Genomic DNA, 14371 nt, shown 5'->3' with positions numbered 1-14371 from the left:
CGGTGCGGTGCGCCGCGTCGACCGCGCCGGCCGCCCGAGTCCGTCCCCGCAGCTGGGTTTCGCCCTGGTCGCCCACGTCGGAGTCCCAGTTGTGCCGCATCGCCCCGGGGGCGGCCCCGGCGGGCGCCCCCGCTGCACGGCCTCGTCAGCGCAGTTCGGCGCGGAAGGCCACCGGGGTGTGTCCCGTGTGCAGTTGGAAGAACTTGGAGAAGTTCGCCGGGTCGGGGAAGCCCACGGCCGCGCCGACCCGGCCGATCGGCAGGTCCGTGTGGGCCAGGAGCCGCTTCGCCTCCAGGACGACCCGCTTGTCGATGAAGCCCTTGGGCGTCTCGCCGGTGGCCGAGCGGACCGCGCGGACCAGGGTGCGGCGGGAGTAGCCGAGGGCGTCGGCATAGGCGCTGACGCTGTGGTTGGTGGCGAAGTCCTTCTCGACGGCGTCCCTGAAGAGTGTGAACGTGGTGTCGGCCTGGCGGCGCGCCGCCTCCGCGCCGCTCGCCGCGAGGTGCGCCAGCCGCAGCAGGAACGCGGTCAGCGAGTGCCGCAGCACCGCCGTGTGCAGACTGACGGGCAGGGTGCCGTCGGCGCCGCCGTCGTCGTACTCCCCCTGGAGGTGGGTCAGGGCCGCGCGCAGGCCCGCGAGCTCCCGTTCCCGCGGATGCAGCAGCGGCGGCAGGTCGTAGCGGTACAGGCCGGTGGCCTCGACGGTGGCACGGGGCAGAAAACCGGGCTGCATGGTCAGGACCGTTCCGCGGTACTCGCTCGACTTCGAGAAACGGTGGACCTGGCCCGGGCGGATCCACAGCACGTCGCCGGCCGTCGCCTCGTACTCGGCGAAGTCGATCATGTGGCGGACGGGGCCGTCGTCGAAGAGCATCACGACGTGGAAGTCGATGCGGTGCACGCGGTCCAGCGGCGCGTCGTCCGCGTGCCAGGTGCGGCCGGCGCCCATGGGGCCCACCTGCATGCCGACGCCGCCGACGCTCAGCTCGACCGGGAAGGGGAACGTTCTGATCCCGTCCACACCGCCGTCACCGTCTCCGTCTTGGATGGTTCTGTCCACCATGTCCTTCTCGCGCCGCCCCGGTCACGCCGTCCGTGTCCCACTTTCACCACAGGCTGACACACGGCGACCTTCCCCCGTAAAAGTCCGACTTTTAAGTTTGAACGCAACAGAGCAGCTGACCCCCTCCTATCGAGGACTTCTTGAAGATGAGCACGCAGACACCGAACAGCTTCGAGTGGACCGACATCGACCGGCGTGCCGTCGACACCGCGCGTGTTCTCGCGGCCGACGCCGTGCAGCGGGTGGGCAACGGGCACCCCGGAACGGCCATGAGCCTGGCCCCGGTCGCGTACACGATCTTTCAGAAGGTGATGCGGCACGATCCGGCGGACCCCGAGTGGACCGGCCGCGACCGCTTCGTCCTGTCCCCCGGACACACCTCGCTGACGCTCTACACCCAGCTCTTCCTGTCCGGCTACGAACTGGAGCTGGACGACCTCAGGAGCTTCCGCACGCACGGCTCGAAGACGCCGGGTCACCCCGAGTACGGGCACACCGCGGGCGTCGAGACCACCACCGGACCGCTCGGCCAGGGTGTCGCCAACGCCGTCGGCATGGCGATGGCCGCCCGCTACGAGCGCGGTCTGTTCGACCCGGACGCCCCCGAGGGCACCTCGCCGTTCGACCACACGATCTGGGCGATCGTCTCCGACGGCGACCTGGAGGAGGGCGTCTCCGCGGAGGCGTCCTCGCTGGCCGGCCACCAGAAGCTCGGCAACCTGGTCTTCGTCTACGACGACAACCACATCTCCATCGAGGGTGACACCGCGACCGCGTTCTCCGAGGACGTGCTGGGGCGGTACGAGGCCTACGGCTGGCACACCCAGCGTGTGGAGCCCACAGAAAACGGCGACATCGACGTCCCCGCCCTGTACGGGGCCCTGAAGACCGCCCAGGCCGAGACGGGGCGCCCCTCGATCATCTCGCTGCGCACGATCATCGCCTGGCCCGCCCCGAACGCCCGGAACACCGAGGCCTCCCACGGCTCCGCCCTCGGCGCGGACGAGGTCGCCGCCACCAAGCGCGTCCTCGGCTTCGACCCCGAGCGGTCCTTCGAGGTGACCGACGAGGTCCTCGCGCACACCCGCGCCGCCCTGGACCGCGGCGCCGAGGCCCACGCGGCCTGGGACAAGCGGGTGGCCGAGTGGCGGGCCGCCAACCCGGAGCGCACCCAGCTGTTCGACCGGGTCGTCGCAGGTCAGCTCCCCGAGGGCTGGGAGGACGCACTGCCGGTGTTCGAGCCCGGCAAGTCCGTCGCCACCCGGGCGGCGTCCGGCAAGGTGCTCCAGTCGCTCGGCGCGGTCCTCCCCGAGCTGTGGGGCGGCTCCGCCGACCTCGCCGGCTCCAACAACACCACCATCGACAAGACGTCCTCCTTCCTGCCCAGGGGCAACCCGCTGCCCGGGGCCGACCCGTACGGCCGTACCGTCCACTTCGGGATCCGCGAGTTCTCGATGGCCGCGGAGATGAACGGCATCGCGCTGCACGGCAACACCCGCATCTACGGCGGCACGTTCCTGGTGTTCTCCGACTACATGCGCAACGCCGTGCGAATGGCGGCACTGATGCAACTGCCCGTGACGTATGTGTGGACGCACGACTCCATCGGTCTCGGCGAGGACGGCCCCACCCACCAGCCGGTCGAGCACCTCGCGTCGCTGCGCGCCATCCCGGGCCTGAACGTCGTCCGCCCCGCCGACGCCAACGAGACGGCGATCGCCTGGGCCGAGATCCTCAAGCGGCACGCCACCCACCCGGCCCCGCACGGCCTGGCCCTCACCCGCCAGGGCGTACCGACGTACGCGCCCAACTCCGATGCGGCGAAGGGCGGTTATGTGCTCCAGGACTCCTCTTCCGAGGTACCGGACGTCATCCTCATCGCCACCGGCTCCGAGGTGCAGCTCGCCGTCGCCGCGCGCGAGGCGCTCCAGGCCGAGGGGATCGGCGCCCGAGTGGTGTCGATGCCGTCCGTGGAGTGGTTCGAGGAGCAGCCGCGCGAGTACCGCGACCGAGTGCTTCCGCCGTCGGTGAAGGCCCGGGTCGCGGTCGAGGCCGGCATCGGTCTCACCTGGCACCGGTTCGTGGGCGACGCGGGACGCATCGTCTCGCTGGAGCACTTCGGCGCCTCCGCCGACGCGGGGACCCTGTTCGCCGAGTACGGCTTCACCGCCGAGAACGTCGCCGCCGCAGCCCGGGAATCGCTCGCCGCCGCGCGTGGTTGATCCGACCGCCAGAAAGAAGATGATCACAGTGACCGAAGCAACCGCGACCGCGGGAGCGCTCAAGCGCCTGTCCGACGAGGGCGTGTCCATCTGGTTGGACGACCTGTCGCGGCGCCGGATCGCCTCCGGCAACCTCGCCGAACTCGTCGAGACGAAGAACGTCGTCGGCGTCACCACCAATCCGTCCATCTTCCAGGCCGCCATCGGCTCCGGCGAGGGCTACGAGGAGCAGCTCGCCGACCTGGCGGTGCGGGGCGTCACGGTCGACGAGGCCGTGCGGATGATGACGACGGCCGATGTGCGGGCCGCAGCGGACATCCTGCGTTCCGTGTACAGCGCATCGCAGGGTGTCGACGGTCGGGTCTCCATCGAGGTCGACCCCCGTCTGGCCCATGACACGGCGGCCACCGTCGCCGAGGCCAAGCAGCTCGCCTGGCTGGTCGACCGTCCCAACGTCATGATCAAGATCCCGGCGACGAAGGCGGGCCTGCCGGCGATCACCGAGGTCGTCGGCCTCGGCATCAGCGTCAACGTCACGCTGATCTTCTCGCTGGAGCGCTACCGCGAGGTCATGGACGCCTATCTGGCGGGCCTGGAGAAGGCGCAGGCCAGGGGCCTGGACCTGGCCGCCATCCACTCCGTCGCCTCCTTCTTCGTCTCCCGTGTCGACTCCGAGATCGACAAGCGGCTCACCGTCCTCGGCACCGACGAGGCCCTCGCGCTGAAGGGCCGGGCGGCGCTCGCCAACGCGCGCCTCGCCTACGAGGCCTACGAAGAGGTGTTCGCGGGGGACCGCTGGACCGCGCTCGCCGGGGCCAAGGCGAACAGGCAGCGTCCGCTCTGGGCGTCCACCGGGGTGAAGGATCCCGCATACAAGGACACGCTGTATGTGGACGATCTCGTCGCACCGGGCACGGTCAACACCATGCCCGAGGCCACGCTGAACGCCACCGCCGACCACGGCGACATCACCGGCGACACGGTGACCGGCGGCTATCCGCAGGCCCGTGCCGACCTCGCCGCCGTCGAGGCACTCGGCATCTCCTACGCCGAGGTCGTCACCCGGTTGGAGGACGAAGGTGTCGCCAAGTTCGCGACGGCGTGGCAGGACCTTCTGGACGCGGTCACGAAGTCGCTGATGAGCAAGGGAGTTGACGCGTAATGAGTACCGGTACGCTCGGCGCGGACTGGGAGAACCCACTGAGGGATCCCCGCGACCGACGCCTCCCCAACGTCGCGGGCCCGTCCGGCCTCGTCATCTTCGGCGTGACCGGCGACCTGTCCCGCAAGAAGCTGATGCCTGCGGTGTACGACCTCGCCAACCGCGGTCTGCTTCCGCCGGGCTTCTCCCTCGTCGGCTTCGCCCGCCGCGACTGGGAGGACCAGGACTTCGCGCAGGTCGTCCATGACGCGGTGCGTGAACACGCGCGGACCCCGTTCCGCGAGGAGGTCTGGCAGCAGCTCGCCGAGGGCATGCGGTTCGTCCCCGGCGACTTCGACGACGACACGGCGTTCAAGCAGCTCAAGGCGGCCGTGGACGAGCTGGACACCTCCCGCGGCACGGGCGGCAACTTCGCCTTCTACCTCTCCGTGCCGCCGAAGTTCTTCCCCAAGGTCGTCGAGCAGCTGAAGAAGCACGGGCTGGCGAAGGCGCCGGAGGGGGCCTGGCGACGGGCCGTCATCGAAAAGCCGTTCGGGCACAACCTGGCCAGCGCCCAGGAGCTCAACACGGTCGTGCACGACGTTTTCGAACCCGACCAGGTCTTCCGCATCGACCACTACCTGGGCAAGGAGACCGTCCAGAACATCCTGGCGCTGCGGTTCGCGAACACGATGTTCGAGCCGATCTGGAACCGGTCCTTCGTGGACCACATCCAGATCACGATGGCCGAGGACATCGGCATCGGCGGCCGGGCCGGATACTACGACGGCATCGGCTCGGCCCGTGACGTCATCCAGAACCACCTCCTGCAGCTGATGGCGCTGACCGCGATGGAGGAGCCCGCCTCCTTCGACGCGGCCTCGCTGCTCACCGAGAAGCTGAAGGTGCTGAAGGCGGTGAAGCTGCCCGAGGACCTCGGCCGGCACACCGTGCGGGCGCAGTACGCGGGCGCCTGGCAGGGCGGCGCGAAGGTGCGCGGCTACCTGGAGGAGGACGGCATCGACCCGGCCTCCACCACGGACACGTTCGCCGCGGTCAAGCTGAACGTCGACAACCGCCGCTGGGCGGGCGTGCCGTTCTACCTGCGCACCGGCAAGCGTCTCGGCCGCCGGGTCACCGAGATCGCGGTGGTCTTCCAGCGGGCGCCGCACTCCCCCTTCGACTCCACGGCCACCGAGGAGCTCGGGCAGAACGCCATCGTCATCCGCGTCCAGCCGGACGAGGGCATCACGGTGCGGTTCGGCTCCAAGGTGCCGGGCACCTCGATGGAGATCCGGGACGTCACGATGGACTTCGCCTACGGCGAGTCCTTCACCGAGTCCAGCCCCGAGGCGTACGAGCGCCTCATCCTGGACGTGCTGCTCGGCGACGCCAACCTTTTCCCGCGCCACCAGGAAGTGGAAGAGTCCTGGAGGATCCTCGACCCGATCGAGGAGTACTGGGCACGGCACGGCAGGCCCGCGCAGTACGCCTCGGGCAGCTGGGGACCCGAGGAAGCCGACGAGATGCTCGCACGAGACGGACGGAGCTGGCGCAGGCCATGAAGATCGACCTGACCGACACCACGGCAAGCAAGATCAACAAGGCGCTGGTGCAGGGTCGCCGCGCCATCGGCACACCGGCCGTGGGCATGGTCCTGACGATGGTGATCGTCACGGACGAGGAGAACGCCTACGACTCGATCAAGGCGGCCGAGGAGGCGTCGCACGAGCACCCGGCGCGCACCCTGGTCGTCATCAAGCGGCACGCCCGCACCCCGCGCGACCGTACGGCCTCCCGGCTGGACGCCGAGGTCCGGGTGGGCGCCGACGCCGGCACCGGCGAGACGGTGGTCCTGCGGACGTACGGCGAGGTGTCCGAGCACGCCGACTCCGTCGTCCTGCCCCTGCTGCTGCCGGACGCGCCGGTCGTCGTGTGGTGGCCGGTGGACGCGCCGGAGAACCCCGCCAAGGACCCGCTGGGCGCGCTCGCGCAGCGCCGGATCACCGACCTCTACGCCGTCGAGAACCCGCTGGCGGCACTTCAGGCCCGGACGCGCTCCTACGCCCCCGGCGACACCGACCTCGCCTGGACCCGGCTCACGCCGTGGCGCTCGATGCTGGCGGCGGCCCTGGACCAGGCCCGCGTGCCGATCGTCTCGGGGGCCGTGGAGGCCGAGGCGGACAACCCCGCCGCGGAGCTGCTGGCCCGCTGGCTGGAGGCGCGGCTCAACGTCACGATCGACCGCGTCGTCACCGCCGGACCGGTCGTCACGGCCGTGCGCCTGGGCACCGCGGACGGCGACATCGTCATCGACCGCCCCGAGGGCCCCCTGGCCACGCTCACCCTGCCCGGCCAGCCCTCGCGCACCCTCGCCCTGAAGGTCCGCGCCACCTCCGAACTCATCGCCGAGGAGCTTCGGCGCCTCGACGCGGACGAGATGTACGCCGTCGCCCTGCGGGGCGAGGCCGCCAAGGAGACCTCTTCCCATGTCTGACACCTCCTCCTCCCGGCTCGACCGGCGGCCCGAGTGGGCCGCCCTGGAGGACCACCGCGCCCGCTGGCAGGCGCACCTGCGGGAGCTGTTCGCGGCGGACCCGGGGCGCGCACAGCGCTACGTGGTCCGCGTCGGCGACCTGCGCATCGACTACTCCAAGAATCTGGTCACCGACGAGACGCTCGCCCTGCTGCGCGAACTCGCCGCCGCCACCGACGTGTTCGGGCTGCGCGACGCCATGTTCCGCGGCGAGCGGATCAACCTCACCGAGGACCGCGCGGTCCTGCACACCGCGCTGCGCGCCCCCTCCGGCGCCGTCGTCGAGGTCGACGGCGAGAACGTCGTCCCCCAGGTGCACGCCGTGCTGGACAGGATGAGCGGCTTCGCCGAGCGCGTCCGCTCCGGCGAGTGGACCGGGCACACCGGCCGCCCGATCCGCAATGTCGTCAACATCGGCATCGGCGGCTCCGACCTGGGCCCCGCGATGGCGTACGAGGCGCTGCGGGCGTACACGGCACGGGAGTTGACGTTCCGCTTCGTGTCGAACGTCGACGGCGCCGACCTGCACGAGGCGCTCCTCGACCTGGACCCCGCGGAGACCCTGTTCATCGTCGCCTCCAAGACGTTCACCACGATCGAGACGATCACCAACGCCACTTCGGCCCGGACCTGGCTGCTCAAGGGCCTCGGGGGCGACGAGAAGGCGGTCGCGAAGCACTTCGTCGCGCTGTCCACGAACGCCGAGAAGGTCGCCGGCTTCGGCATCGACACGGCCAACATGTTCGAGTTCTGGGACTGGGTCGGCGGCCGCTACTCCTTCGACTCGGCGATCGGCCTGTCGCTGATGATCGCCATCGGCCCGGAGCGGTTCCGGGAGCTGCTCGACGGGTTCAGGATCGTCGACGACCACTTCCGCACCGCCCCGGCCGAGTCCAACGCCCCGCTGATCCTCGGCCTGTTGGGCATCTGGTACGGCAACTTCTTCGACGCGCAGTCGCATGCCGTACTGCCCTACAGCCACTACCTGTCGAAGTTCACCGCCTATCTCCAGCAGCTCGACATGGAGTCCAACGGCAAGTCGGTGGACCGCGCGGGCCGGCCCGTGCAGTGGCAGACCGGGCCGGTGGTGTGGGGCACCCCGGGCACCAACGGGCAGCACGCCTACTACCAGTTGATCCACCAGGGCACGAAGCTCATCCCGGCCGACCTCCTGGGCTTCGCCCGTCCCGTCGACGAGCTGAGCGACGAACTCAAGGCTCAGCACGACCTGTTGATGGCGAACCTGTTCGCGCAGGGGCAGGCGCTCGCCTTCGGCAAGACCGCCGAGGAGGTCCGGGCGGAGGGCGTGGCGGAGGAACAGGTCGCGCACCGCACCTTCCAGGGCAACCACCCCACGACCACGATCCTCAGCCCCGAGCTGACCCCGTCGGTCCTCGGTCAGCTCATCGCCCTCTACGAGCACAAGGTGTTCGTGCAGGGCGCGGTGTGGAACATCGACTCCTTCGACCAGTGGGGCGTGGAGCTGGGCAAGGTCCTCGCCAAGCGCGTCGAACCCGCCCTCACCCAGGGCGCCGAGGTCCCCGGCCTCGATCCCTCCACCGCCGCTCTCGTCGCCGCCTACCGCGAACTCAGGAAGTAGAGAACTGACATGACATCGATGCAGCTGGGCCTCATCGGTCTGGGCAAGATGGGCGGCAACATGCGCGAGCGGATCCGCCGCGCCGGCCACACCGTCGTCGGCTACGACCGCAACCCCGAGGTATCCGACGTCAAGGACCTCGCCGAACTCGTCGCCAAGCTCGAAGCCCCCCGCACCGTCTGGGTGATGGTGCCGGCCGGCGCGCCCACCCAGTCCGTCGTCGACGAACTCGCCGACCTGCTCCAGAGCGGCGACACCGTCGTCGACGGCGGCAACTCCCGCTGGACGGACGACGAGAAGCACGCCGAGGAACTCGGAGCCAAGGGCATCGGCTTTGTCGACGCCGGTGTCTCCGGCGGCGTCTGGGGCCTGCAGAACGGCTACGCCCTGATGGTCGGCGGCGAGAAGGAGCACGTCGACCGGCTCCAGCCGATCTTCGACGCGCTCAAGCCCGAGGGCCCGTACGGCTACGTCCACGCGGGCCGGGTCGGCGCCGGGCACTTCTCGAAGATGGTCCACAACGGCATCGAGTACGCCATGATGCAGGCCTACGCCGAGGGCTGGGAGCTGCTGGAGAAGGTGGACTCCGTGGAGAACGTGCGCGAGGTCTTCCGGTCCTGGCAGGAGGGCACCGTGATCCGTTCCTGGCTGCTCGACCTGGCCGTCAACGCCCTCGACGAGGACGTGCACCTGGACAAGCTGCGCGGCTACGCGGAGGACTCCGGCGAGGGGCGGTGGACGGTCGAGGCCGCCATCGACAACGCCGTACCGCTGCCCGCCATCACGGCGTCCCTCTTCGCACGGTTCGCCTCCCGCCAGGAGGACTCGCCGCAGATGAAGATGATCGCCGCGCTGCGCAACCAGTTCGGCGGCCACGCCGTCGAGTCGGCGAAGTAGGCCCGCCGTGGGGGATCTTCTGCTGGTCCGCCACGGGGAGACGGAGTGGAGCGTGTCGGGACAGCACACCAGCTGGACCGACCTGCCCCTCACCGCACACGGCGAGGAACAGGCCAAGTCCCTCGCCCCGCTCCTGACCGGCCGGCCCTTCTGCCTCGCCCTGACCAGCCCGCTGCACCGGGCGGCCCGCACCGCCGAGCTCGCGGGCGTCTCCGGGGCCGTACCCGAACCCGACCTGCACGAGTGGGACTACGGCGCCTACGAGGGCGTCACCACCGTCGAGATCCATCGCTCCCGTCCCACCTGGGACCTGTGGACCGACGGCGTGCCGCCCGGCCCCGACAGTCACCCGGGCGAGTCGCCCGAGGAGATCGGGCGGCGCGCGGACCGGGTGCTGGCCCGGGTGGACGCGGCGCTGCAGAACTGCGGCGGTGACGCCGTGCTGGTCGCACACGGCCACTTCCTGCGCGTCCTGACGGCCCGTCGGCTCGGCCTGCCGCCCGCCGACGGGCGGTTGTTCCAGCTGGCCACGGGCACGATCAGCCGGCTGTCGACCGAGCACGGGCGGCCCGTGATCGCCGAATGGAACGTGCGCGCATAGCCGGTTGACACCGCTCGACGAAGCCCGCCAGAGTCGCGGCTGATGGAGATCAACGATCTGACACCGGCCGAACAGCGACTCTGGCGGGCCTTCGCCACAGGGGCGACCGTGGACCTGCGCGGGCAGGGCGAGGAGGACGGCCCCGAACGGACCGTCCGCGCGGCCGTGTTGCGGGCGCTGCTCCTCAACGGCCCACGGGAGGCAGGGGAGATCGCGGCGCTCAAGGTCATGGGGGCGCTGATCACCGGCCCGCTGGATCTGCGGTACGCCTCCATCGACAGCGTCGTGCGCATCATGTACTGCCGCTTCGAGGAGGTCCCCCGTCTCTCCGGCGCCCAGCTCAACTACTTCAACCTGCGTGACTCGGTGCTGCCCGGTCTGGCGGCGGCACGGACCCGGATCGACGGCAGTCTGCGGCTGACGCGCTGCCGAATCGGCGGCCCGGTGCGCCTCGGCGGAGCGCAGATCTCCGGAGCGCTGTTCGTGGACCAGGCGGAGATCACCGCGGCAGACCCCACCCAACCGGTGCTCCAGCTCAACCAGGTCACCATCGAGGACGACCTCTGTGCCCGAGGCCTGCGCACGCACGGCATGATCCGGCTCGACGGCGCCACCATCGCCGGCACGCTCGATCTGGAGGACGCGCAGCTCACCAACCCCGGCGCCAACGTCCTCCAGGCCGAGGCCCTCGGCGTCGGCACCAATCTGCTCGCCCGGCGGCTGCGCGCCCAGGGCCGGATCGACCTGCGCGGCGCGCGCGTCCCCGGCCGGGTGGATCTGCTGGACGCCCGCCTGTCCAATCCCGGCGCCACCGCCCTGCGGGCCAGCAGCTGCGTGATCGGCGAGTTGTGGCTGCGCCGGGGCGCCCCGGTCGAGGGCATGCTGAACCTGCGGCGCGCCGAGATCAACCAGTTCGACGTGGAGCCGGAGATGCTCCCCCAGCAGGTCCGCCTCCTCGACCTCACCTACACGTTCCTCACCCCGCACGAGCCCGCCGAACGCCGGCTGCCGATGCTGGAGCGCGACGGCGAGGGGTTCGACCCGCACGCATACGAACAGCTCACCGCCGCGTACCGGCGCATCGGCGACGACCAGGCCGCCCGGCTCGTGCAGCTCGCCAAGCAGCGCCGCCGCCGTTCCACGCTCCCCTGGTACGGCAAGGTATGGGGCCGGCTCCAGGACGGAGCCGTCGGCTACGGCTTCCGCCCGCTGCGCGCCGCGATCTGGCTGCTGTCACTGCTCGCCGTCGGCTCGATCGTCTACGCGGGACACCACCCGCCCGCGCTCAAGGCGGGCGAGGCGCCCCACTTCAACCCGGTCTTCTACACCCTCGACCTGCTGCTGCCGGTGATCTCCTTCGGGCAGGAGGACGCGTTCGCGCCGACCGGCTGGTACCAGACGCTCTCCTACGTCCTCATCGTCACCGGCTGGATCCTCGCCACCACGGTCGTCGCCGGTGTGACCAGGACCGTCAGCCGGCAGTAGGAGGTCAGCGCACGGCGTGCTGCGCGGCCAGCCGCACCGGCGCGCCCGCGGCGCCGTAGCCCTGGTAGCCGCCGTCGCGCTGGACGAGTTCGAAGAACACGCGGCCGACGGTGTGCGTGTAGCAGTGCATGAAGACGCCGTGCTCGTCCCGGTCGTAGAGGATGCCGAGGTCGCGGTAGGTCTCCAGCTCGCCGTCGGCGAACGCGAAGCGGGCCGCGAGGTCGTCGTAGTAGTTCGCCGGGATGCGCAGCAGGCGGCCGCCGGCCGCGGTGACGCGGCGGGCCGCGGCGAGCACGTCGTCGGTGGCCAGCGCGATGTGCCGGGCCTGCGCGGTGCCGTCGCCGGGGGCGGCGCCGACGATGAGCGGGAAGCGGACGCTGCCGTCGGCGTTGGTGACCGCGCGGCTGCGCAGCAGCCCGTAGGGGTCGGCGACGTCGACGCTCTCCTGGGCGTCGAGGCCGAGGACACCGCGGTGGAAGAGGACCGCCTCGTCGAAATGGTGCCAGGGCTGGGTGAGCGCGATGTGGTCGATGCGGACGTCCGCCGGGGCCGTGGGCGCCGGGGCGGGTGCGGGGACGGGGCTGCCCGGCAGGTCTTCGAAGTCGGCGCGCCAGTCGGGCAGTCCGGGCCGGTTCGTCGCGCACAGGAAGAGCTCGGTGCCGTCGGGGGCGGCGACGGCGTCGAGCGGGACGTCCCCGGCGGCGCGGCGGCGGGGCAGCACGGGTGCGAGCAGGGCCTCGGCGCGGCGCGCGGCGGCGGCCGGGTCGGGTGACTCCAGGCCGATCGCGGCGAGGGCGGTGCCGTCGGTGGAGGTCCCCCCGCTCGGGCGAAGCCGAGGGTGGGGGAGGGCGGCCGGGCCGGTGTTGACCAGGATGCGGGCCTCGCCCTGCTCCCACAGCTCGACCGGTTTGCCGCGGTGGCGGGCGGTGCGGGCGAAGCCGAGCCCGCCGAGCAGGGCGGTGAGGGGTTCGGCGTCGTGGGTGACGAGTTCGGCGAAGGCGACGCCGGTCGGGGCGGCCGGGGAGGGCAGGTCGGCGAGGCCGAGCTCCTCCTGCAGGAGGAGCAGGGAGCGGCGGGCGTCGACAGCGGTGGGGCCGGCCTCGGCCTGCCGGAAGACGTCGTTGAAGACCTCGAGGGAGAGCGGTCCGTCGTAACCGGTGCGCAGGACGTGTTTCACCAGCCCGGCGACGTCGAATCCGCCCTGGCCGGGGAAGCAGCGGTGGTGCCGGCTCCACTGCAGGACGTCCATGCCGAGCAGCGGGGCGTCGGCCAGTTGGAGGAAGAAGATCTTCTCGCCGGGGATGTCCTCGACGGCTTTCGGATCGCTGCCCCGGGAGAGGATGTGGAAGCTGTCCAGGCAGGTGCCGAGCGCCGGGTGACCGGCCGTCTCGACGATGTGCCAGGCGTGGTCGTACGTGCTGACGTGCCGTCCCCAGGCGAGCGCCTCGTAGGCGACGCGGATGCCGAAGTCCTGGGCCAGGTCGGCCAGTCGGCTCAACTGCTCGGCGGCGAGCGCGTCGTCGTCGGTGGCCTGCGGGGAGACGCTGGAGCAGACCAGGACGGTGTCCGCGCCGAGCCGGCCCATCAGCTCGAACTTGTGCCGGGCACGGCGCAGGTTGCGGGCGAACTCCTCGGCGGGCACGGCCTCGATGTCCCGCATCGGCTGGTAGAGGTCGACGCTCAGGCCGAGGTCGGCGCAGCGGGCGCGGATCTCCTGCGGGGTGAGGGGGCTGGCGAGCAGGTCGTTCTCGAAGATCTCCACGCCGTCGAATCCGGCCCCGGCGGCGGCCGTGAGCTTCTCGGTGAGGGATCCGCTGAGGGAAACGGTTGCTATGGACGTACGCACCTGGGCACCTCTGCTTCGGATTACTTCGGGGCGGCGACGGCGCCGGCCAGCTCGGCGATGTCGGCGAGCATGCGGGCACTGTCGGGCTCACGGCCGGTGAACAGACGGAACGCGTCCGCGGCCTGGAAGACGGCCATGCCGCCGCCGTCGAGCGTGGCGCAGCCCAGGGCTGCGGCGGTGCGCAGCAGCTCGGTCTCCAGGGGGCGGTAGACGACCTCGGCGACCCACAGGCCGCGGCGCAGCAGCTCCGCGGGGAACGGCAGGCCGGGGTGGGCGGCCATGCCGGTGGGGGTGGCGTGCACGATGCCGTCGGCACCCGCGAGCAGGTCGGCCAGCCGGTCCGGGGTGGCATACGCGGCCCGGCCGGGACCGAAGTGGCGGTTCAGCGAGCCGGCGAGGTCCGCGGCCCGGTCGGGCAGCGCGTCCACGACGGTGACCTGCCCGGCGCCGAGGGTGAGCGTGGCGTGCGCGACGGCCGCGCCGGCGCCGCCCGCACCCAGCTGCACGACGCGCTCCAGCGGGACATCCGGCAGCCCCCGTGCGAAAGAGGCGGCGAAACCGGTTACGTCGGTGTTGTGGCCGACGGCCCGGCCGTCCTCGAAGACGACCGTGTTGACCGCGCCGAGCGCCTCGGCCTGCGCGGAGAGCGCATCCAGGTGTGGGATGACCAGCTGCTTGCACGGATGCGTGATGTTGAGGCCGTCGAAGCCGAGGTCGCGCGCGGCCCGCACCAGGTCGCCCACCGCCTCGGGGCGGGTCCCGAGGGCGTCGAGGTCGAGGAGGCGGTACAGGTAACGCAGCCCCTGCCGGTCGGCCTCCCGTTCGTGCAGCGCCGGGCTGAGCGACGGGCCGATCCCGGAACCGATCAGCCCGACGAGATACGAGTCCTGGGAGACGACGGCCACGGCAAACCTCCTATGCACCGACTAATGTACGAACTGGTGAGTTAGTCATAGCATCACGCCGGGCCGCGGGGGAAG

The 14371-nt window shown here is 71.3% G+C and carries 11 protein-coding genes; 8 read left to right on the top strand and 3 right to left on the bottom strand.

From position 1 onward, the window contains the following. Positions 1 to 145: 145 nt before the first annotated feature. Complete coding sequence (locus ACZ5SK_RS22335) at positions 146 to 1063, bottom strand: helix-turn-helix domain-containing protein (protein WP_334575394.1); 918 nt, start codon at positions 1061 to 1063, stop codon at positions 146 to 148. A gap of 146 nt (positions 1064 to 1209) precedes the next feature. Between ACZ5SK_RS22335 and tkt the strand changes: the two genes are divergently transcribed. The 8 genes from tkt to ACZ5SK_RS22295 are packed head-to-tail and all read left to right on the top strand — an operon-like array spanning position 1210 to position 11545. Continuing rightward, positions 1210 to 3285: a transketolase gene (gene tkt, locus ACZ5SK_RS22330; RefSeq protein WP_468157047.1), complete on the top strand. Its 2076-nt coding sequence runs from the start codon at positions 1210 to 1212 to the stop codon at positions 3283 to 3285. A gap of 19 nt (positions 3286 to 3304) precedes the next feature. Then, a complete protein-coding gene (tal, locus tag ACZ5SK_RS22325; protein ID WP_334575396.1) occupies positions 3305 to 4447 on the top strand; it encodes a transaldolase in 1143 nt (380 codons plus the stop codon). Continuing rightward, positions 4447 to 5991, top strand: a complete 1545-nt coding sequence (zwf, locus tag ACZ5SK_RS22320; RefSeq protein ID WP_334575398.1) for a glucose-6-phosphate dehydrogenase — start codon at positions 4447 to 4449, stop codon at positions 5989 to 5991. Before tal ends, zwf begins: the two co-directional genes overlap by 1 nt. Then, entirely contained in the window at positions 5988 to 6923 is a 936-nt protein-coding gene (opcA, locus tag ACZ5SK_RS22315; RefSeq protein WP_468576510.1) for a glucose-6-phosphate dehydrogenase assembly protein OpcA, read from the top strand. Before zwf ends, opcA begins: the two co-directional genes overlap by 4 nt. Continuing rightward, positions 6916 to 8562, top strand: coding sequence for a glucose-6-phosphate isomerase (pgi, locus tag ACZ5SK_RS22310; protein ID WP_334575400.1), 1647 nt, complete (start codon positions 6916 to 6918; stop codon positions 8560 to 8562). The genes opcA and pgi overlap by 8 nt, the downstream gene beginning before the upstream one ends. 18 nt (positions 8563 to 8580) lie before the next feature. Beyond that, the gene (gene gnd / locus ACZ5SK_RS22305) at positions 8581 to 9459 is read left to right on the top strand and encodes a phosphogluconate dehydrogenase (NAD(+)-dependent, decarboxylating) (protein ID WP_334581090.1); all 879 of its coding nucleotides are present in this window, start codon (positions 8581 to 8583) and stop codon (positions 9457 to 9459) included. Positions 9460 to 9466: 7 nt separating this feature from the next. Further along, positions 9467 to 10060 carry a histidine phosphatase family protein gene (locus tag ACZ5SK_RS22300; protein WP_334575401.1) on the top strand — a complete coding sequence of 198 codons (594 nt, stop codon included), beginning with the start codon at positions 9467 to 9469 and terminating at the stop codon, positions 10058 to 10060. A 42-nt stretch (positions 10061 to 10102) separates the two neighbouring features. Next, positions 10103 to 11545 (top strand): membrane-associated oxidoreductase, encoded by a 1443-nt coding sequence (locus ACZ5SK_RS22295; protein WP_334575403.1) that lies wholly within the window; start codon positions 10103 to 10105, stop codon positions 11543 to 11545. Between the two features lie 4 nt (positions 11546 to 11549). Here the strand turns inward: ACZ5SK_RS22295 and ACZ5SK_RS22290 are convergent, their stop codons facing one another. Further along, complete coding sequence (locus tag ACZ5SK_RS22290; RefSeq protein WP_468576508.1) at positions 11550 to 13391, bottom strand: bifunctional sugar phosphate isomerase/epimerase/4-hydroxyphenylpyruvate dioxygenase family protein; 1842 nt, start codon at positions 13389 to 13391, stop codon at positions 11550 to 11552. Positions 13392 to 13411: 20 nt separating this feature from the next. Continuing rightward, positions 13412 to 14296 carry a shikimate dehydrogenase gene (locus tag ACZ5SK_RS22285; RefSeq protein ID WP_334575406.1) on the bottom strand — a complete coding sequence of 295 codons (885 nt, stop codon included), beginning with the start codon at positions 14294 to 14296 and terminating at the stop codon, positions 13412 to 13414. Positions 14297 to 14371: the final 75 nt, after the last annotated feature.

The sequence above is a fragment of the Streptomyces sp. NPDC031474 genome, from assembly GCF_055581185.1.
Note: the sequence above shows the minus strand (reverse complement) of the source record. Positions and strands in the feature narration are given on the sequence as shown.

What these genes read in the sequence shown, in the direction of transcription:
- ACZ5SK_RS22335 (WP_334575394.1), bottom strand. Translation starts at nt 1,063, where the DNA reads ATGGTGGACAGAACCATCCAAGACGGAGACGGTGACGGCGGTGTGGAC.
- tkt (WP_468157047.1), top strand. Translation starts at nt 1,210, where the DNA reads ATGAGCACGCAGACACCGAACAGCTTCGAGTGGACCGACATCGACCGG.
- tal (WP_334575396.1), top strand. Translation starts at nt 3,305, where the DNA reads ATGATCACAGTGACCGAAGCAACCGCGACCGCGGGAGCGCTCAAGCGC.
- zwf (WP_334575398.1), top strand. Translation starts at nt 4,447, where the DNA reads ATGAGTACCGGTACGCTCGGCGCGGACTGGGAGAACCCACTGAGGGAT.
- opcA (WP_468576510.1), top strand. Translation starts at nt 5,988, where the DNA reads ATGAAGATCGACCTGACCGACACCACGGCAAGCAAGATCAACAAGGCG.
- pgi (WP_334575400.1), top strand. Translation starts at nt 6,916, where the DNA reads ATGTCTGACACCTCCTCCTCCCGGCTCGACCGGCGGCCCGAGTGGGCC.
- gnd (WP_334581090.1), top strand. Translation starts at nt 8,581, where the DNA reads ATGCAGCTGGGCCTCATCGGTCTGGGCAAGATGGGCGGCAACATGCGC.
- ACZ5SK_RS22295 (WP_334575403.1), top strand. Translation starts at nt 10,103, where the DNA reads ATGGAGATCAACGATCTGACACCGGCCGAACAGCGACTCTGGCGGGCC.